The organism is Paenibacillus xylanivorans (assembly GCF_001280595.1).
In the GTDB taxonomy this organism is placed as follows: Bacteria; Bacillota; Bacilli; order Paenibacillales; family Paenibacillaceae; genus Paenibacillus; species Paenibacillus xylanivorans.
Genome location: NZ_LITU01000065.1, coordinates 169,477 through 190,326 on the forward strand (window position 1 = coordinate 169,477; position 20,850 = coordinate 190,326).

At 46.4% G+C, this 20,850-nt stretch carries 12 protein-coding genes; 10 read left to right on the forward strand and 2 right to left on the reverse strand.

The window, feature by feature from the left end; all coding sequences use genetic code 11:
• The first annotated feature begins 61 nt into the window (after positions 1 to 61).
• The 6 genes from AMS66_RS18095 (at position 62) to AMS66_RS18120 (ending at position 13,104) form a co-directional block, all read left to right on the forward strand.
• The gene (locus AMS66_RS18095; RefSeq protein WP_053782125.1) at positions 62 to 5,440 is read left to right on the forward strand and encodes a fibronectin type III domain-containing protein; all 5,379 of its coding nucleotides are present in this window, start codon (positions 62 to 64) and stop codon (positions 5,438 to 5,440) included.
• A gap of 134 nt (positions 5,441 to 5,574) precedes the next feature.
• Positions 5,575 to 6,285 (forward strand): trehalose operon repressor, encoded by a 711-nt coding sequence (treR, locus tag AMS66_RS18100; protein WP_053782126.1) that lies wholly within the window; start codon positions 5,575 to 5,577, stop codon positions 6,283 to 6,285.
• A 366-nt stretch (positions 6,286 to 6,651) separates the two neighbouring features.
• On the forward strand, positions 6,652 to 7,584 hold the full coding sequence (locus tag AMS66_RS18105; protein ID WP_407944556.1) for a glycoside hydrolase family 5 protein: 933 nt from the start codon (positions 6,652 to 6,654) through the stop codon (positions 7,582 to 7,584).
• 239 nt (positions 7,585 to 7,823) lie between these two features.
• Positions 7,824 to 9,893, forward strand: a complete 2,070-nt coding sequence (locus tag AMS66_RS18110; RefSeq protein ID WP_053782128.1) for a bifunctional rhamnulose-1-phosphate aldolase/short-chain dehydrogenase — start codon at positions 7,824 to 7,826, stop codon at positions 9,891 to 9,893.
• Positions 9,894 to 9,911: 18 nt separating this feature from the next.
• The gene (rhaA, locus tag AMS66_RS18115) at positions 9,912 to 11,183 is read left to right on the forward strand and encodes an L-rhamnose isomerase (protein WP_053782129.1); all 1,272 of its coding nucleotides are present in this window, start codon (positions 9,912 to 9,914) and stop codon (positions 11,181 to 11,183) included.
• Positions 11,184 to 11,430: 247 nt separating this feature from the next.
• Positions 11,431 to 13,104: a ribonuclease J gene (locus AMS66_RS18120; RefSeq protein ID WP_053782130.1), complete on the forward strand. Its 1,674-nt coding sequence runs from the start codon at positions 11,431 to 11,433 to the stop codon at positions 13,102 to 13,104.
• Positions 13,105 to 13,258: 154 nt separating this feature from the next.
• Here AMS66_RS18120 and AMS66_RS18125 read toward each other — a convergent pair whose 3' ends face one another.
• Entirely contained in the window at positions 13,259 to 14,341 is a 1,083-nt protein-coding gene (locus AMS66_RS18125) for a bifunctional 3-deoxy-7-phosphoheptulonate synthase/chorismate mutase (RefSeq protein ID WP_053782131.1), read from the reverse strand.
• A gap of 579 nt (positions 14,342 to 14,920) precedes the next feature.
• On the opposite strand from AMS66_RS18125, the gene AMS66_RS18130 reads away from it, so the two are divergent.
• The 3 genes from AMS66_RS18130 to AMS66_RS18140 all read left to right on the forward strand — a co-directional run bounded on the left by AMS66_RS18130 (position 14,921) and on the right by AMS66_RS18140 (position 19,542).
• Entirely contained in the window at positions 14,921 to 15,904 is a 984-nt protein-coding gene (locus tag AMS66_RS18130; RefSeq protein WP_053782132.1) for a LacI family DNA-binding transcriptional regulator, read from the forward strand.
• A 171-nt stretch (positions 15,905 to 16,075) separates the two neighbouring features.
• Positions 16,076 to 17,551: a glycoside hydrolase family 32 protein gene (locus AMS66_RS18135; RefSeq protein ID WP_053782133.1), complete on the forward strand. Its 1,476-nt coding sequence runs from the start codon at positions 16,076 to 16,078 to the stop codon at positions 17,549 to 17,551.
• Positions 17,552 to 17,577: 26 nt separating this feature from the next.
• Positions 17,578 to 19,542, forward strand: a complete 1,965-nt coding sequence (locus AMS66_RS18140) for a sucrose-specific PTS transporter subunit IIBC (RefSeq protein ID WP_053782134.1) — start codon at positions 17,578 to 17,580, stop codon at positions 19,540 to 19,542.
• A 104-nt stretch (positions 19,543 to 19,646) separates the two neighbouring features.
• Here the strand turns inward: AMS66_RS18140 and AMS66_RS18145 are convergent, their stop codons facing one another.
• Complete coding sequence (locus AMS66_RS18145; protein ID WP_053782135.1) at positions 19,647 to 20,108, reverse strand: hypothetical protein; 462 nt, start codon at positions 20,106 to 20,108, stop codon at positions 19,647 to 19,649.
• Positions 20,109 to 20,503: 395 nt separating this feature from the next.
• Between AMS66_RS18145 and AMS66_RS32775 the strand changes: the two genes are divergently transcribed.
• The coding region (locus tag AMS66_RS32775) for a Rossmann-fold NAD(P)-binding domain-containing protein (protein ID WP_160319705.1) at positions 20,504 to 20,850 on the forward strand (347 nt) is incomplete at its 3' end.

Sequence of the window (20,850 nt, forward strand, 5' to 3'; positions counted from 1 at the left end):
TGATTATCGAGAGCCTTTTACCATACATTCGGAAGGAGTAACCGAGATCCAGGCGCGGAGTGTGGATCGGGCCTCAAACGTCAGTGCGTCAACTTCAGCCACTGCCCGGATCGATAAGACAGGGCCTGAGGAGCCGAAGATTACGCTCAGTGACGATGAATGGACGAACCAGGATGTGTCTTTTGCAATAACCAGCGGTGAAGATACAGGCAGTGGGCTTGCAAAGAGCCAATATCGTCTACACGAACAAGGTCCCTGGATCGATTACATCGGAGAAGTGAAGGTTACCGATGAAGGACAAACCACAGTATATGCACGCTCGCTTGACCGGGTAGGAAATGTAAGTACTGTAGCAAAAGCACTCATTCGATTGGATAAGACTGCTCCAACAGAGCCGGTTATTACATTAAGTCAGTCCGGCTGGAGCAAGGAAGCTGTACAATTTACGATTGCTGGCAGCGTAGATGAACATGCCATATCGTATGAATATAGTTTGAATGACGACCCTTATATTGTAGGAAACTCAGGTACAGTGAGTGCAAACGGGCCCACGGTAATTCGAGCCAGAGCGCGAGATGCTGTCGGAAACGTTAGCAAGGAGATTAGTCGCACCGCTTATGTTGATCAGGTTGCTCCAACGATTACATTTACACCGAATGGACAGGGTTGGAGCGACACGGATATAACTGCTATAGTGCAATATGCAGATTCTGATTCGGGTATCAATGAGATTTCGCGATGGTATAGAGTGACCAACAGTCCCACATCACCTGACAACTGGAATGAAGCTCATAGCAATGAGCATATTGTTTCAATCGAATCGGAAGGCATTTGGTACATCCATGCCAAAACAATGGACAGGGCAGGAAATACATACGAGACGGTATCAGCGCCTTATCAGATCCAGCGCAAACCACAGCAACCGGCAAATGCGAACATCACACAGATTAATGAGACTTCAGCGGAACTTACGTGGGATTTGCCGACAGGAGAATGGTATACCGACGGGTATCAGTATGAAATTATAAATAAATCCACAGGCAAGTCGTGGACAGTGGATTATCCCGAACATACGCTCACTGATCATTCCTTAAGTGGTGGTCAAGTCTATGAGTATGAAGTGAGGGCTCGAAACCATGCCGGCTTAAGTGATGCAGTAATTGTCCGTGCACTCACGATTCCAGCCGCACCGGGATCATTACAAGTTCGAAAAGTGGATTCCCAGCCTGAGCTGGCAGAAGTGCATTTCGATTCGGTTCAAGGAGCTACTGCATACCGTATCATGGCTGCGACTTCGGATGGAAGAATCGTTTTTGATCAGACATTCTCCGATTCTTCCAGCATTCCGTACATCACCAATTTGGTTCCTGGGAGCATTCATACGATTTCGGTCACCGCTCTGAATGAGAGTGGTGCGGGAGAAAGTAGTAGGGCCGGATTCCTGACATTGCCTGCAGCACCTGGTGAATTTGCGGCCGTTCAGATTCGGGAGCATGAGATCTCTCTTGCATGGGAGATGGTAACTTCAGCCACGTATTACAGCCTTTCGCGTACTGGATCAGGAGTGTACGAAGGATTGGAAACGGAGTTTGTGGACACAGGCCTGGATAGTGGTACAGAGTACAGCTATGAATTGCTGGCTGCAAATGAGACAGGAGAAGGTCCGGTAGCAAGTTTGCAGAAACTGGTGACATTGCCCGGGTCCGTTGAAAGCTTGAGCATAGATAATGCTACAACAACGAGCCTTCGTTTAAGTTGGAATCCGGTAAGAGGTGCAGAGCAATACGAAGTCTTTGTGAATGGAGAGAAAAGGGAGACATTGCCTGCGGGAACGCATGAATGGGTCATAACGGGATTGACTGCGGGAGTAATGTATCAGTTGGAGGTTCACGCAGGTAATGGAAGTGGGCAAGGTCAAGCGAGTCGAGTGTTTGGAACGACACTTCCCGAGAGTCCTTCGGGTCTTCATTTTGTTCAGCCAATTGAAACGGGAGCAATACTCAAATGGGATGCAGTACCTGGAGCCACGAAGTACCGGGTCGTTCTTGAGGGTCAGAGTTATGAGATATCAGATACACAGCTTGAAGTCCATCATTTATCAGGCAGCCGCCGCTATACGTATCAGGTGCAGGCCGGAAATGCTGCCGGTTACGGTGCACCCACAAGTGGTGAACTGCTTACTTTGCCAACCAGACCTGAAGGACTCACAGTAACACGTACGGATGAAACGAGTATTGGGGTGGAATGGGAATCTGTAAATACAGCCGAATCCTATATTGTGAGTATCAATGGGACCGAAGTGGGTCGAACTTCTGGACTTGCCTATACGGCTGAAGAATTGTCGCCAGGCATGGAGTATTTAGTGGAAGTGCAGGCCGTGAACACTTCTGGAGTCGGTCGGTCCGCCAGCTTGATTCGATTATCCAAACCAGCATCGCCTTCAGAAATCGTAGTTGAACCAGGGGTACATAACGCCAACTTGTCATGGGCCTCGGTAGCAGGTGCCTCGGAGTATGTAATTCAACAGGGGAACAAAGAGATTTACCGTGGAACAGAGCTGACGACCCTTATTTCAGGACTTGAGGATGGAACGATGCATCACTACACACTAGTTGCAGTTAACAGACAAGGGACCCGATCCGAAGCGACGAATGTATCTGTATTGACATTGCCTGAGAAACCAGTCGAAATTCAGGCATTCGAAGTGTCGGAAAACAGTCTTAGTCTGGATTTTACCAAAACAGGGGTAAAGGGTGCAGACGAATACATCATTGAACGCAATGGGCGAGAGATTGCTCGCATGGATGCGAGCGAAACCCGATTCGTAGATGAGAATTTGTCGTCAGGTACGAAATATACGTATAAGATCCGGGCGGTTAATGCAAGTGGTTCGGGTGCTTCCCTTACCTATGGAATAACAACTCAAACCCTGCCACTATCCTCAGATGGGATTACAGTGATCAAGGGAACGCACGCTTTTGATCTGGCATGGGAAGCAGTAAAGGGAGCCGCCGCATATGAAATACGCAATCAGACAACGGGGGAAGTACAGACTGTGTCCGAACCATCGGTCCATCTCGCCAGTTTATTGGATGGCACAACGTATGCGTTTGAACTTACTGTTATGAATGAGGATGGTCACCGTTCTTCTCCCGTTCAGGTGATTTTGTTGACCAAGCCTATAGCTCCACAAACAGCACGTATAGCTGACGTAACCGATCAATCGGCAACGCTGGATCTGAGTGGCAGTGCCACACGAGGCGCAGACCAATTCATCATTTTGCGGGATGGTATTGAAATTGACCGTATTCCGGCTGACAGGGTTTCTTATGAAGATAAGGACCTAACACCTGGAGGGAGATACACTTATACGGTTAAGACTTCAAATGCTTCCGGCAATAGCGATACGGGATTTGATGTTCAAGTGCGTACGCTGCCTGCAACAGTTACAGAAGCGCTGCGTCCAGATGTGATTGAAGAGACGGAGGCAGTGATTAAGTGGAAAAAGGTTCAGGGGGCAGAAGGTTACATTGTAATGATAGCGGGTGACGAAGTTACTACTATTACAGAGAGTGAAATTACTGAGGTCAGACTTACAGGGCTTGCCACTGCAGCCCAGTATGATCAAGTACAGATCGTTCCTTATAATACAGCGGGTAACGGAAGCCCAATGGTAGTTGCTCCATTCTACACGTTGCCTCATGTCGATTCTGTTGAGATGAAGCTATATCCGGAGATCGATCATGCCAGATTGGAGTGGAATTTTCCTTACCTCAACGAAACATTTGTGGTTTTAATGAATGGTGAGGAGCTGTATAGAGGCAAACAAAAAGAGTATATCGTGAATGAGCTGGAGGGCGGAACGAACTACTCCATCGAACTGTATACCGAGAATGAGAAGGGAGATACATCTCATAAGCTTGAATATACGCTGTTAACCAAACCCGAAGCTCCCAAGGAAGTGGAATATCGTTCGACACAGGAGAGCATTCAACTCAAGTTCGAAAAGAGCCATGTCAAGGGTGCCGAACAATTCATCATTGAACGTGACGGTGCGGAGATCAGCCGAGTGTCTGTTGACCAGCCTTTTTATGAGGACCGGGGGCTTGAGCCTGGAGTAAATTATGTGTATACCGTCAAAACCGTAAATGCTTCCGGCATTAGCGAAGCCGGGTTCACTCTAAAAGCAGTAACGCTGCCTGGCAAAATTTCTTCTTCACCTCACGTGGAAGAACGCACTCAGCATGGTGCAGATATTGTATGGGATATGATCCCTGGGGCAGTGGGCTATCGCATCTATCAAAAAGACAAGCTGATTGCGACAACAATGGAAACGTCGATACATGTGACTGAATTGAAAAGTGCCCAGCGCTATTCCGATTTTTCTATTGTCCCTTTCAATGAGGCAGGAGACGGAGAGACGGTCGGTGTACCGGAATTCGAGACTTTGCCCTCAGATGAATTCACCGTTTCAGCGATCGCCCAGGGTACAAGCAGCATTGCATTGAACTGGAAGCTGGAATCTTCGAATGAAACGATCGTGCTTTCTAGTAGTGAGCGGGAGATTTATCGTGGAAAAGATCGAAGCTACATCTGGACAGGACTAACGGGCGGGCAGCGCTATGATGTAACATTGTGGACTGAAAATTCAGCCGGGGAAAAAAGCGAAAGCCAGCAGGCCACGGCTGTGACTCTTCCCTATCCACTTCCAAGCGGAAGTGGAGCTGCTTCACCATCACCTTCCTCCAAACCGGAGGATGCTCAAACCGGGGTGTCTCAACCTGAGCTAAATGAGAAATCGGAAACAAGAGCCAAAAAAGAGGTCAAATTCATTGATATTGGCCAAACATTCAATAAAGATCAGATTATATGGCTGGCCGAGCAAAACATCATTCAAGGTGTAAGTGATACCCGCTTTGAACCGCGGCGTCCCATTACAAGAGCTGAGTTCACAGCACTGATTGTGCGATTAATGGGCGTGGACACATCTGCCGATTATCAGCACGCTTTTCGGGATGTGAACGATCAGGATTGGTTTGCTTTAGAGATAGAAGCCGCCGTAAGGCGTGATATGGTTCATGGCATGGGGAACGGTAAATTTGCTCCACATGCGCTCGTAACCCGGGAACAGGCATCGAAGATTATTGCGAATGTTATTCGCAAAATCAAGCCGGAACCTGCAACTTCACGTCGTGCGTTTACGGATCAGATGGATGTGTCCGATTGGGCCAAAGAAGAGGTCGAAGAGCTTGCAGGGATGTATATGCTTACCGGATATGAAGACGGCAGCTTCCGTCCCTTACAGCATCTGAGCAGATCCGAGGCGGCAGCCCTGATCTTCCGACTGAACAAACTGATCCGTATTATAGAAGAGAACCGAACTATGGACAACAATGGAACGAGTATAGACGCTAAGACTAACACGTTAAAAACGGAGTGAACGACGTAGATGGAATCACATGTAACTTCATCCTTTCATCATCTTCAGTAGCCACATTATCGGTTGTTCAACTTTTAATGTTATAATAGGTAGCCAATATGACAAAAAAGGGTAATGGACAGTGGTGATGAATAATGAATAATAAATTTATCCGAATCTATGAAGATATTGCAGCTCGTATTCGGACTGGAGAAATTGAAGCAGGTACATTGCTTCCATCGGAACTGGATCTATCGGAAAGTTATCAAACGTCCAGAGAAACTATTCGCAAGGCGCTGAAAATGCTGTCTGAAGAAGGTTATATTCAGAAAATTCAAGGCAAGGGCTCCATTGTACTGGATATACGTAAAATCGATTTTCCTATTTCAGGTCTTGTCAGCTTCAAGGAACTGGCTAAAAAAATGGGACATCGGGCCAAAACGTACGTTAAGGTTTTTGAAGAAAAAAAGGTTGATCAGACCTTGTTCAAAAAAATCAATTTTGGTCTGAATGAAAAAGTCTGGGAGATTAGACGTGTGCGCCAAGTGGATGGCGAACATGTCATTCTGGACAAGGACCATATAAGCCAGCGGCTTATTCCCGGTTTGAGCAAGGAAATATGTAATGACTCCATCTTTGAGTACATTGAAGAAGAGTTGGGGCTGACCATCTCTTTTGCCAAAAAGGAAATATTGGTAGAGGAGCCGACCGCTGAGGATAGGGAGTTGCTTGATCTCGAAGGGTTCCACAATGTTGTCGTGGTTAGAAGCCAGGTTTACCTTGAGGACGCCAGTCAATTTCAATTCACAGAGGCGAGGCATCGCCCGGACAAGTTCAGATTTGTGGATTTTGCCCGGCGCAGATAAGGTTCATTGACCTTCCATACAACAAAGAGAGTACCTTTTCACTTCTTTTCTCGGTGAATGAGGTACTCTCTTTGCTGTGGGGCTAAAATTAATTCCTTATCATGGTAAAAATAACTTGACCAGTAAGCGTTTTCATTTTATTATATCCATAACCTTAACGATAAGGTAAATAAAATTAAATTATTTATCTCATAAAAGTTATTTTATACTTATATTAATAACCTTTTTTTGAATATCAGTTACTCTTGATTTTAGTTAACTTATTGCCTTGAGCAGGGTTAATTGAAATAAACAAAAAAATGTAGGAGGTTCTAACGAATGGTCAAATTGCAAAAGTGTACAGTCTTCACCGTAATTGCTGCACTTATGTTAGTGATTCTGGGAAGTGCTGCGCCCAAAGCGTCTGCTGCTACAGGATTTTATGTAAGTGGGGGCAAATTGTACGATTCCACTGGCAAGGCATTTGTTATGAGAGGTGTCAATCATGGACATTCCTGGTTTAAAAATGATCTGAACACGGCTATCCCTGCGATTGCCAAAACAGGTGCCAACACCGTACGAATTGTGCTGTCCAATGGTGTACAGTACACGAAAGACGATCTGAACGCCGTTAAAAACATCATTAATGTTGTAAGCGCAAACAAAATGATTGCGGTGCTTGAAGTACATGATGCAACAGGTAAAGATGACTATAATTCGTTGGATGCAGCGGTGAACTACTGGATTAGCATCAAGGAAGCACTCATTGGCAAAGAAGACAGGGTTATCGTTAATATTGCAAATGAATGGTATGGAACATGGAACGGCAGTGCCTGGGCTGATGGATACAAAAAGGCGATTCCAAAGTTAAGAAATGCCGGTATTAACAATACATTGATTGTGGATGCAGCCGGCTGGGGGCAGTACCCACAATCCATCGTGGACTATGGACAAAGTGTATTTGCAGCAGATTCACAGAAAAACACGGTATTCTCCATTCACATGTATGAATATGCCGGTAAAGATGCGGCAACCGTCAAAGCCAACATGGAAAGTGTGCTGAACAAAGGATTGGCCCTGATTATCGGTGAGTTTGGTGGGTATCACACGAACGGGGATGTCGATGAATATGCGATCATGAAATATGGTCAGGAAAAAGGCGTGGGCTGGCTCGCTTGGTCCTGGTATGGCAACAACTCTGATTTGAGCTATTTGGATTTGGCTACGGGCCCTAATGGAAGTTTGACAAGCTTTGGCAACACGGTCGTTAACGACACCTATGGAATTAAAAATACATCCCAAAAAGCAGGGATTTACTAGGATCTATCTTTCCATACAAGGTTCCAACAATTACCGAGAAGCATTCAAGTTTCTTTGGAGGATAAAATTCTCACCCAAACACTCTGACCAATACGTCAGGGTGTTTTTTTAATAGTAAATCATTAGAACAACTTCCTTTTGAATTTTTCCGTTTATATTTAAAATCTTTTGTTTTCAAAACAAAACAAAGATGATAAACTCAGATTAGGAATAAAACAAACATTATCGGAGGGGAACAAATGGTACAGAGTTTATGGAATTCATCACAGGCCTCGGAGAAAACAACCGGACTGGAGCAACTGGTCTACCGATCCAATCTGATTGGCTCAGATCGCCGTGTATGTAACATTTTCGGAGGCAACACGTCTACCAAAACGACGGTGAAAGATTTTCGCGGCCGTGATATAGAAGTGATGTATGTAAAAGGCAGTGGATCCGACCTAGCTTCTATGCAGGCGAAGCATTTTACAGGTCTTGGACTTGAAGACATTCGTCCACTAATCGAACGTGAATCCATGTCGGATGAAGAGATGGTCGAATATCTGGGACATTGCATGATCGATTCCAAACACCCGCGTGCGTCCATTGAGACGTTGCTGCATGCGTTCCTTCCATATAAACATGTGGACCATACCCATCCGGATGCGATTATTAGTCTGTGTTGTGCAGATAACGGAAAAGAACTGGCGAAAGAGATTTACGGGGATCGATTTGTATGGGTTCCTTATGTGCGTCCAGGATTCACACTATCCAAGATGATTGCTGAAAGCGTATTCTCGAATCCGAATGCCGAACTGGTTCTGATGGAGAAGCACGGACTTGTGACTTGGGGAGAAACATCGGAAGAATGTTACGCGCAGACGATCAAAATTATTAATGAAGCGGAAACCTTCATTGAAGCACGTGTTGACGAAGGAAGCCTGTTTGGCGGAGAGAAGCATCCTGCGTTTGAGGCAGAAGTTCGTCGCCAGATCGTATCCAAAGTAATGCCAACTATTCGGGGAGCGGTATCGGATAGCAAAAAAATGATTTTGTCCTTTGACGATCAGGAGGATGTGCTTGCCTTTGTTGGAGGAGTGGACTCACCAGAACTGTCACAGGTGGGCGCGGCGTGCCCGGATCATTTGGTGCACACCAAAGTGGTACCTCTATTCATTGATTGGACACCAGACGCGGAGGATATCGAAGGGCTGAAATCCAAGCTGGTGGAAGGCGTAGCCACCTACAAAGAACAATATCAAGCGTATTTTGAAAGTAACAAAAACGAAGGCGACGTGATGTTCGAAGCTGCACCTCGTGTCATTCTCATCCCGGGTGTGGGCATGATCAACACAGGCAAGAGCTGGGCGCTGTCCCAGGTAAGCGGGGCATTGTATCATAGAGCCATTGCCGTGATGCGTGGTGCGACAAGTTTGGGCCAATTCGTATCCCTCAGCGCCAATGAATCCTACAATGTAGAGTACTGGCCGCTTGAGCTGTACAAATTATCGCTGGCTCCGGCAGAGACCGAATTTTCCCGCAAAGTGGCATTCATTACTGGGGGTGCCGGTGGAATTGGAAGTGAAACAGCACGCAGATTAGTATCTGAAGGGGCACACGTCGTTCTCGCGGACCTCAACCTTGAAGGTGCGCAGAAGGTAGCTCAGGAAATTAACGATCAATATGGTGCGAATCGCGCATATGCATTGAAGATGGACGTGACCGATGAGGAAGCGGTGCAATCTGCGTATGCCGAAGTTGCTGTCCAATATGGCGGAGTGGATATCATCGTAAATAATGCGGGCTTGGCCACCTCCAGTCCATTTGACGAAACCTCGTTAAAGGAATGGAACCTGAATATGAGTGTGCTGGGTACGGGGTATTTCCTTGTGGCGCGTGAGGCTTTCAAATTGATGAAACAGCAGGGAATTGGCGGAAGTATGGTATTTATCGGGTCCAAAAACTCGGTTTATGCGGGTAAAAGCGCCTCCGCTTACAGCTCGGCCAAAGCGCTTGAGGCTCATTTGGCTCGCTGCATCGCGGCGGAAGGTGGGGAATACGGTATTCGTGTGAATACAATTCTCCCGGATGCCATCCTGCAAGGTTCAGCGATCTGGAACGGTTCATGGAGAAATGAACGTGCAGCAGCCTACGGCATCGAACCGGACCAACTGGAAGAGTACTATCGTAAACGTACGACTTTGCTCGTCAATATTTATCCAAGAGACATTGCGGAAGGCATTGCCTTCTTTGCCTCTTCCAGATCGGAAAAAACAACCGGATGCATGATGACCATTGATGGCGGTGTGCCGGCAGCATTTACACGATAATAAGGAGGGTTCTCGCACATGGAAAATCAAGTCAAGCAAGCATATGAAGCAGCCAAATCATTATATGCGCAGCATGGAATTGATACGGATGAAGTGTTGAAGAAACTCGCGGAGATCAAAGTGTCTGTCCACTGTTGGCAAGGGGACGATGTAAAAGGCTTTCTGAATAAAGACGGAGAACTCACGGGCGGAATATCCGTTACAGGACAGTATCCGGGGGCTGCAACGACACCTGCAGAGCTTCGGGCAGACCTGGAGCAAGCATTCTCCATGATTCCCGGCAAACATAAGGTTAATTTGCATGCGATTTACGCGGATACGGACGAACAAGTGGAGCTGGATCGGATTGAGCCAAAGCATTATGAGAACTGGGTAAAATGGGCCAAAGAACAGGGGCTCGGTCTGGATTTCAATCCAACCTGCTTTTCTCATGAAAAATCAAGTGATGGATTCACGCTAAGTCACCCTGATCCGGAGATTCGCAAGTTCTGGATTGACCACTGCAAAGCATCCCGCCGGATTGGCGCTTACTTTGGTGAGCAGTTGGGTCAGACCTGTGTAACCAATGTGTGGGTTCCGGACGGGTTCAAGGATAATCCGATCGATCGGATGACACCGCGGAAACGGCTCAAGGATTCTCTTGATGAGGTATTTGCTGAGAAGCTTGATCCGAAGTATCATCTGGATGCGGTAGAGAGCAAGCTCTTTGGCCTTGGTTCCGAAGCGTATGTTGTGGGTTCGCATGAATTCTATATGGGCTATGGACTGCAAAATGATACGTTAATCTGCCTTGATGCCGGACATTTTCATCCAACGGAAGTGATATCCAACAAACTGTCTTCGCTGGCCCTGTTTACCAGCGGTATTCTACTGCATGTCAGCCGTCCAATGCGTTGGGACAGTGACCATGTTGTCATTATGGATGATGAGCTGCTGGAAATCGCCCGCGAACTGGTACGTCATGATCTGCTTCCAACGACACATATCGGCCTCGATTTCTTTGATGGAAGCATCAACCGGGTTGCTGCGTGGGTGGTTGGCACACGTAATACGATTAAAGCACTGCTGCGTGCAATGTTGGAACCTGTGGATGCCCTGAAATCAGCTGAACTGGCCAAGGATTATACGCTTCGCCTTGCTTTGACAGAGGAGTTCAAGTCCTATCCATTCGGCGCGATCTGGGATTATTATTGCGCTCAGCAGCAAGTGCCTGTACGTGAGCAGTGGATTGCTGAGATTAAAACGTATGAACAGGAAGTTTTGCTTCAGCGCGATAAGTCTTTCGTATAATAAATATTTAGTTTGCGGTATAAGATTAGAAGCGTTGTTAGTTGGAATCATGATTATTTATGCAATTATTGTATTATTCATCGTTCAGATGATGCAAGCCACAGTGGAGAAACCCTTCGCTGTGGCCTTTTTGTATGAAAATAGCTCAGAAATGCATAACTGCGGTCAGAATTCCCATACTAAAAATACATAGAAAAATACAACGCATTATTATCATTATTGCAACGCAGAGGAGGATCAATCCGATTTGAATCTCGCCCACAACAAATTGTATATTGCTGCACTTGGCGGTTTGAATGAAATAGGCAAGAACATGTATCTTATCCAGTATAATCAGGACATCATTGTCATCGACTGTGGTTCCAAATTTCCGGATGAAACCCTGCCGGGGATCGATCTCATCATTCCGGATGTGACGTATCTGCTGGAAAATCAGGAAAAGGTAAGAGCGCTTGTGGTTACTCATGGACATGAAGACCACATTGGAGGCATTCCTTATTTGTTAAAACAAATCAATATCCCTGTGTATGCGTCCAGACTGACACGAGGATTAATTGAGCTTAAACTGAAAGAGCATGGGCTGCTGCGCAAAGCGGAGATCCATACGGTTGACTCCAAATCCAGTATTAAGCTGGGCGCCATTGAGGTTTCTTTTTTTGCAACCAGTCACAGCATACCGGATTGTCTCGGCATTTTCTTTCAGACACCGGGCGGCAATGTCGTCCATACCGGGGATTTCAAGTTTGATATGTCTCCTGTTAATGGGCCATATCCCGATCTGCATCGTATGGCCGAGATTGGCAAACAAGGTGTTCACGTACTGCTGTCCGAAAGCACGAATGCAGAGAGACCCGGATTCACGCCTTCCGAGCGTGTCGTCGGTGATCACATATTGGATGCGTTCATTCGTGCCAAACAAAAAGTATTTATCTCAACCTTTGCGTCCAACGTAAGCAGGGTACAGCAAATTGTTAATGCTGCATTCGAGACGGGACGTAAGCTGGCTCTGCTTGGCAGAAGCATGATCAATGTAGTATCTGTAGCCAGTGAACTGGGATACCTGGATGTTCCTGACGGGCTGCTCATTGAAGCAATGGATTCGGACCAGTTTCCACCTGATGAGGTCGTTGTGCTCTGTACGGGAAGTCAGGGTGAGACGATGGCTGCATTATCCCGCCTGGCTGCCTCCAAACATCCTCATGTGAAGATTGCACCTGGAGATACCGTTATCATTGCCGCTGGTGCGATCCCGGGAAACGAACGCAATCTTGCGCATGTCATTGATAATCTGTATGTGCTCGGTGCACGCGTTATTTATGGTTCTAGCGGCGCAGCAGGCATGCATGTATCAGGACATGGTAGCCAGGAAGAACTCAAACTGATGCTGACCCTGATGAAGCCTGATTATCTGATTCCTGTTCACGGCGAGTTCCGTATGTTGTATCAGCATAGACAGCTCGCGGAGTCTGTGGGGATTGAACGAGATCATGTATTTATCGTGAATAATGGGGATATGATTCAGTACAAAGATGGCGTTGCTTCTCCGGGTCCCAAAATTGCTTCAGGCAACAGTCTGGTTGATGGTCTGCTCATGGGCGATGTCGGGAATATCGTGCTGCGTGACCGCCGGCAACTGTCCTCCGATGGAATGTTGGTGATTGTGGCTACGCTGAGCAAAACGGAGAAGCATATGGTTACATCACCTGAAATTATCTCCAGAGGTTTTGTATTTGTGAAAGACTCCGAGGAATTCATGAAAGAAATTCATGAACTGGTTCAGAACAAGATGAATGAACTAACCGAAAGCGGAGCGAATCAATGGAATGTGATCAAAAGAAAGCTGAAAGACGAGATTGGTCATTACATCTACGCTCAGACGAAACGAAGACCGATGATTCTGCCCATTATTATTGAGGTATGAGGAAAGGGAGAATACAGTCAAAGCTTCCTGTCATGTACTGGAACAGAGACTCCTGCTAGGAAATTAAGATGATCAAAAGCCTGAAAAATGTGTGGTCATACAGCATTTGAATGACCACACATTTTAGTCAGGCTTTTATTGTTTGTTAATTAACCTATTGATCCTTCAGCAACCCCGATTGTCTCACAGATGTGAGGAACTGATTGAATTGCTCGATGTTTAATTGCTGTGCGCTATCCGAGAGGGCCACCGCCGGATTTGGATGAACCTCAACCATAACACCATCTGCACCCGCTGCCAGAGCTGCCTTGGCACAAGGAGCGAGAATGTCTTTGCGACCGGTAGAGTGGGTTACATCCACAAGTACAGGCAGGTGAGTTTCCTGTTTCAGAATCGGTACAGCAGAGATGTCGAGTGTATTTCGGGTTGCTTTTTCATACGTGCGAATGCCTCGTTCAATCAGCATGACCTGTTTGTTACCCCGAGAGACAACATATTCCGCAGCATGCACGAATTCATCAATGGTTGCAGACAACCCGCGTTTCAGCAGAATAGGGATGTTTACATCTCCCGCAGCCTTGAGCAGTTCAAAGTTTTGCATGTTACGGGCACCGATCTGGATCACATCAATATACTCGCCAGCCAGTTCAATATGACTTGGATGCACAATCTCACTAATGGTCTTCAGCCCGAACTCATCGGCAACTTCCTTCAGAATTTTCAATCCTTCGATTCCGAGTCCCTGGAAGTCATATGGAGAAGTACGAGGTTTGAAAGCACCTCCGCGCATCACGGTAATGCCGGCTGCTTTCAGCGCTGCTGCGACCTCGCGTACCTGCTCGTAACTTTCAACCGAGCACGGTCCAGCAATCATGATCGGTTTGCCTGCGCCAACCTTGACGTTTCCGATGGAGACGACAGTATCTTCCTGCTGATTTTTGCGGCTAACGAGCAGCTGTTTCTTGTGTTCGTCGACCTGAAGGTTCAGGGAAGCCTGGAAAATTTGTTTGAACAGGAGTTTGATGGCATCGTCTTGGAAAGGCCCTGGATTGGCGGCAGTCAATTCCTCCAGCATTTCTTTTTCGCGAACCGGATCAAACTTGGGTACCCCCTGTTTTTCCTTGATTTGACCAATTTCCTGTGTAATTTGGGCCCGTTCTGACAACAAGTGCAGGAGGTTATGGTTAATTTCACTCAATCGGCCTCTTAATTGTTCCAAGTTCATGCTTTGATCCATTCTGATCCACTCCTTCAATATAGGTTTATGCAAAAAACACAAAAAGGCCCTTCATCCGTAAGGGACGAAGAAGCCGTGGTACCACCCTAATTAGAAACGGTTCTGCTGATTGAATACAGCCGATCTGTTTCTCACTTTGACCTTTTAACGCAAGGAACGGATTGTCCTAGAAGCTGAATCCATGAGGAGCAGCTCTTCAGCAATCGGCTCGGGAGTGAACTTCGGCGGCGTGTTCCTTTCGGGTGCTTTCAGTCTTCGGCACCGCGTCCCTGTAATGAACGATAACTCCGCGTACTCTTTCCGTCATAGCCTGTATGAATAATAATGTTCTGTGCTGTAATTCATGATGATGTTATGAATTGAAGTTATACTAGCATCTCATGTTCCTTGTCTGCAAGAAGCTGAATTAATGCCATGCATCAATAACGCTTTACCGTGACGCATTATACACGCACTTCCAGTGTTCCGTGAGATTTATTAATAACTCGATGGGAATAGTATTCGCAAGGGTTTGCCATTCGAAGTATAATATAAGGTAATATAAGTGAATTCAAGCGAATGAGAATAAAAGGAGAAGTTATGAATAAAACGATTTCGGATATCGCCCAAATGGCAGGCGTGGCGAAGAGCACAGTCTCTCGTTTCCTGAATGGTGGTTCGGTTAGTGAAGATACACGGCAGAAAATTGAGCGCATTATTAAACAATACAATTACGTACCCAATACGTTTGCACAGAGTCTCAAAGCCAAAAAAACCAGTATTATTGGAACGGTTGTTCCTCGTCTGGATTCCTTTGCGACCTCTCAGACATTGATCGGCATCGATGAAGAATTAAGAAATAATCAGTACCAGATGCTGATCGCGAATACGAGCCAGGATATGCAACGCGAGATTGATGCCATATATGACTTTGCCAGACAGAAGGTATCCGGCATTATTCTGCTTGCCGCAGAAGTGACCGATGCACATCTGAAAGCTGTTGAAGACATCGGAATTCCAGTCCTATTGGTAGGGCAGCAGCATGAACAGCTACACAGTCTGGTTCATAATGATGATCAGGCGGGATATGAGATGGGTAAGCATGTTGTGGAAAAGGGCCACCGGAAAATCGTCTATATTGGCGTTACCGAGAGAGACCAGGCGGTAGGAATCCATCGCAAACAGGGGTTCAAGCGTGCGATCGACGAATGTGGCGGATGTGATGTGACGTATTATGAGACAAGCTTCAAAATGTCCGAGGCTATCATTACCGCAGAAGCGATTTTGAAAGAAAGCAAACCGACCATTATTGTGGGCGCAACAGATAACATCGCACTGGGTGTGATGAAGATTTCTTTTTCTAATAAGATACAAATCCCGCAGGATTTATCGGTTACCGGATTTGGCGGTTATGAAATTACCGAGATGATTCATCCTACGCTAACGACAGTAAAATATCATTATTTTGAGGCAGGTCAAGTGGCGGCCCAGCACATTATTCGTCTGGTAAAAGGCGAGCTTGTGGAGCAGTGCACGATCCTTGATGTGGAGATTATTCCACGAGAAAGCGTTGACAAGATATAAATGAATCCTTTATGATAATTCCATCGAACCGGTTCCACATTGAATGTCTAATACGGATATGTGGGAACACGGCGTAGGCGACAAAGCCAAATGGAATTATTTTTTTGAGTAAATTGGAACCGGTTCCTCGAATTTGAGTTTTACTTTTCGCTAGGATGGAGAACACTTTTTATGAAAATGACTAGAGAGCAACGCTACAGACGAATCGATCAGGCAGAGCCTGGAGAAATAGGCATGCTGGAAGCTTTAATCTCTACTTGTCCATGGAGACAGGATTACCATATCCAGCCGATAACCGGACTGCTTAACGATCCGAACGGATTCTCTTATTATCAGGGGTATTATCATCTGTTCTATCAGTGGTTCCCACTCGGAACCGAGCATGGAATGAAGTATTGGTATCACACCCGGTCAACGGATCTGGTGCACTGGGAAGAAGTCGGAATTGGAATCCAGCCGGGGGACACTTATGACTCCCACGGGGCATATTCGGGCAGTGCTATTGAAAAAGATGGCCAACTGCATCTGCTATACACTGGCAATACAAGAGATGAAGACTGGATTAGACATCCGTATCAGTGTCTGGCGATTATGGATGAAAGCGGTTCAATAACCAAAGTGGATCGACCTGTAATCTCTGAAGTACCTTCTGGCTACACGGAACATTTCAGAGACCCGAAGGTATGGAAGCAGGGTAACACGTATTATTGTGTGATCGGAGCCCAGCGTGTAGATGAGACCGGATGCATGGTATTATATCGCTCATCAGATCTCAGAAACTGGACGTTTCTTGGAGAGATCCATACTGGGCTACCGAAGTTTGGCTACATGTGGGAGTGCCCCGATTATATGGAGCTGCAAAGTCAGGGTGTGCTTATCTTTTCGCCGCAAGGAATAGAGAGTCAGGGAGATTGGTATCACAATATCTTTCAGTCGGGCTATCTGATTGGCGAACCACTGGATCTTCAGACAAGGCATTTCGAACATGGTCCGTTTCAGGAGCTGGATCGCGGATTTGACTTCTATGCCCCGCAGACGATGCAGGCGCCAGATGGAAGACGAATGCTGGTGGGATGGATGGGGCTCCCGGATTTGGAGTATCCGACAGACCAGAGTGGATGGGCTCATTGCCTGACGATTCCGCGGCAGTTGTCACTCCGGGAGGGGAAGTTAATCCAGCAGCCAGTCTCTGAAATGGTGAAGCTGCGCGGGGATTCAGAAGGGACTCATATGGAATTCACACTTGATAATGAGACTCGATCTTTCGCGGACTTTGCTGGAATTGCTTATGAGTTGGAATGCGAGATCCGTGATTTTGACGCAGAGACCGTAGGCATTGAATTCCGGGCAAGCGCAGGAGAGAAGACCGTGTTGAAGTATGATCGTTTGACACAGAAAGTAATTCTGGATCGCTCCCAGTCAGGCGCCACACTTGGGGAGCAGAATGGAAATGTACGGCGCTGCGCACTGAATGCGGACGTGCTTAAGTTTCATATGTTTGTGGATTCTTCTTCTGTTGAGATTTTTGTCAATGATGGAGAAGAGGTATTCACAAGCCGTATCTTCCCAAGCAAGGAAAGTACGGAGATTCGCTTCTTTGTACAGGGAGGCAAGGCAGAATTTCAGGCATCAAAATGGGATTATTAGATATAACGTGAGAGGAATGAATTACCATGTCGGATAATCAGCAGATTGCCCAGGACGTTATTCGTGCCATCGGGGGCAATGAAAATATTGCATCATGTGCACATTGTGCAACACGTCTTCGGATCATGGTGAATGACAAGGACAAGATCGATCAGAAGCAGGTCGAGAACATCGACAAAGTGAAAGGGGCTTTTTTCAACTCGGGCCAGTATCAGATCATTTTTGGAACGGGAACCGTAAACCGGATATTTGAAGAGGTAGAGAAGCTGGGGGTCGAGGGAACTTCCAAGGAAGACGTCAAGAGTCAGGGCAAAAAGGAAGGCAATGCTTTTCAACGGGCCATTCGTACGTTTGGTGACGTTTTTGTACCGATTATTCCTGTGCTCGTGGCAACGGGGCTGTTCATGGGTCTGCGAGGGCTGCTCACTCAGAATGAAATTCTTTCGCTGTTTGGTGCAACACCTGAAGACATTTCGCCCAATTTCCTGCTATTTACTCAGATCCTGACGGATACAGCATTTGCATTTCTGCCTGCACTTGTAGCTTGGTCTGCGTTCCGCGTATTTGGCGGGAGTCCGGTTCTGGGTATCGTTTTGGGTTTGATGCTTGTGAATCCGGCGCTGCCAAATGCGTACGCTGTGGCCGATGGATCGGCACAACCACTGCATATGTTCGGGTTCATACCGGTAGTCGGGTATCAGGGCTCCGTGCTGCCTGCATTCTTCGTGGGGTTGATCGGAGCGAAGTTTGAGAAAGTTCTGAGAAGACGTGTACCGGAGGCACTGGACTTAATTCTCACCCCTTTTATTACGCTGACGGTCATGATTACGTTGGGACTCTTCGCGATTGGCCCGGTATTCCATTCCCTGGAGGAGTGGGTGCTGCATGGAACGACTGCCGTATTGGGACTGCCATTTGGTATTGCGGGTATTATTATTGGTTTCTTTCATCAAATTATTGTCGTTACCGGTGTTCACCACATCTTTAACTTTCTGGAGATACAATTGCTGGAGAAAACGGGATTTAACCCGTTCAACGCGATTATTACCTGTGCTATGGCTGCACAAGGAGCGGCTTGCCTGGCGGTGGGGTTGAAAACCAAAAACACTAAACTGAAAGCACTCGCACTTCCTTCGTCATTTTCTGCATTTCTTGGGATTACCGAACCTGCTATCTTCGGGGTTAACTTGCGATACATGAAACCATTTATCATGGGTCTTGTCGGAGGCGCAGTGGGCGGATTTCTCGCCTCCTTGTTCCATTTGCAAGGTACTGGTATGGCGGTGACGGTTATTCCGGGAACTCTGCTGTATTTGAACAGTCAATTGCCTTTGTACATTTTGTCCAATGTGGTTGCTATGGGGATTGCCTTTGCACTTACCTGGTTCTTTGGATATAAAGATCAGCCAGTTGCGGAGGAAATATCTCATGCAGAAGAAGAGAACAAGTCGGAAGTTCTGACGCAAAAGTCAAACTCATCTGCCAGCCAGGCTGTGAACCATCGTACAAAAGTAGGTATCCTGGAGATTGCCTCACCGATGACAGGCACAGCCGTTGCTCTGGAGCAGGTTCCTGATCCTGCATTCTCGGAAAAGCATATGGGAGAAGGGATCGCTATCGAGCCTTCTGAGGGCAAAGTATTTGCACCTTTTAACGGCGTTATCGCTCATGTGATGATTAAGAGCAAACATGCGGTAATTCTGGAACATGAGACGGGTGCTCAGATGCTTGTGCATATTGGGATTAATACTGTTGGATTGAAGGGGGAAGGTTTTACCGCACATGTGAATAGCGGGGACATCGTAACCGCAGGACAACTGTTGATTGAATTTGACATGGAAGCCATTCAGGCTGCAGGACTTCCACTGATTACACCTGTGATCATTCCCAATGGGAACGATCGGATTGAACAGGTGATGGCTAATTTCACAGGCCCTGTTCAAGCTAATGGGGAAGCACTAATCGTTGTGAAATTTACTGAACCGCAATAAGAGAAAAAATGAAAAAAAACAGGTCAGAAAATGCAAAGAGACCCGGTGTATATCACCAGGGTTTATTTGCATTTTTATGTATCTTTTCTTCGGAACGAAAGGTGTCAAAAAGAATAATACGTCAGGGCATATTGCATCAGAAAGGTACGGATTTCTTCCTGGCTTAACCTATCATCAGAAGTGCTGGCTTGCTCCAGGTTGAGAAGCAAATGGCTGACGGCTTCATGTAGAAACAGCATACGTTCGTTTCCCAAGAGCGTCTGGTGCTGCTTCATATAGTGCATGACCTGTGAAATGTCCATGCCCTTTAAAGCTCTGAACACCGAAGCCCATTGCACCAGATCAGGGGGATGGGAACCCTCGGGCAGTTCAAATTCGGCAAAACCATGAACATGCCCGCATGAGATTTTGAACAATCCACAATAACGGTATACCTGTTCACACTCTATAAATGGTAATTTTCGCATATCGTACCGAATAATCTCCATGGAACTGATCCGGGCATTAACATGAATCTCCGATCGTATTTTCACATCACAACATGCAATCACCGTTCCAACCTCCATAGGCAAAATCACCTTATTGTTATCACTATTCTGCCGATTATGTTACGACTGATTGAAGCTGAAGTAAAATAAATTCCCATTGAAAAAGGCCTGTTTTACCGATTTTTGGTTTGAAATTCACACATGTAAGCGATTAACAAGAGATATATCTGCGTTTTAAACTCGAATAACCCGATTTTTTCTTCCGCTCATGATAGACCGAGCAACATGGCGTATGACAGCGAAAAGAGAAGGTTAAATAAGAAACGATCACCAGAATTGCCAGGAATGAATCAGAACAGTGCAGAAATCGGATTCAGTTGAATTGCGGGGACGAAGATAGAGGACTATGATTCGCACATAACGTACTCCAGACGGCATTTGCAGGATCTGATGTGAAGGCGAGGTTGGCGGCAATGGATGAAGCAATGATAGTTGTATCGACAGGACATGGTGAGGCGGGAAAGAATTTTGTGGATGTATTACTGAAGAGGGGATTTGCGGTTGTCGTACTTGTACACAGCGAAGAGGAGGGGGAACAACTTCAATCGCTCGGAGCAGTCACTGTGCGTTACATTCAGGACATCGCAGACCGTAATCAGCTTCCACCCGAATTTGTAGTGAAAAATGCCTTTGTATTTGAGAACAACTTGCCGCAGTGCTGCCAGGACATTGAGCTGTGTCGCAGCTTGTGTCCGCAACAACTTTATGTCGTTTCCAATAACAGGGCGCATGTTGGACTTGTATATAAAGGCCTGGGAGC

Bases quoted from the DNA above. Each gene is read 5' to 3' on its own strand.
- treR (WP_053782126.1), top strand. From the start codon at position 5,575: ATGAATAATAAATTTATCCGAATCTATGAAGATATTGCAGCTCGTATT.
- AMS66_RS18105 (WP_407944556.1), top strand. From the start codon at position 6,652: ATGTTAGTGATTCTGGGAAGTGCTGCGCCCAAAGCGTCTGCTGCTACA.
- AMS66_RS18110 (WP_053782128.1), top strand. From the start codon at position 7,824: ATGGTACAGAGTTTATGGAATTCATCACAGGCCTCGGAGAAAACAACC.
- rhaA (WP_053782129.1), top strand. From the start codon at position 9,912: ATGGAAAATCAAGTCAAGCAAGCATATGAAGCAGCCAAATCATTATAT.
- AMS66_RS18125 (WP_053782131.1), bottom strand. From the start codon at position 14,341: ATGGATCAAAGCATGAACTTGGAACAATTAAGAGGCCGATTGAGTGAA.
- AMS66_RS18130 (WP_053782132.1), top strand. From the start codon at position 14,921: ATGAATAAAACGATTTCGGATATCGCCCAAATGGCAGGCGTGGCGAAG.
- AMS66_RS18135 (WP_053782133.1), top strand. From the start codon at position 16,076: ATGAAAATGACTAGAGAGCAACGCTACAGACGAATCGATCAGGCAGAG.
- AMS66_RS18140 (WP_053782134.1), top strand. From the start codon at position 17,578: ATGTCGGATAATCAGCAGATTGCCCAGGACGTTATTCGTGCCATCGGG.
- AMS66_RS18145 (WP_053782135.1), bottom strand. From the start codon at position 20,108: ATGGAGGTTGGAACGGTGATTGCATGTTGTGATGTGAAAATACGATCG.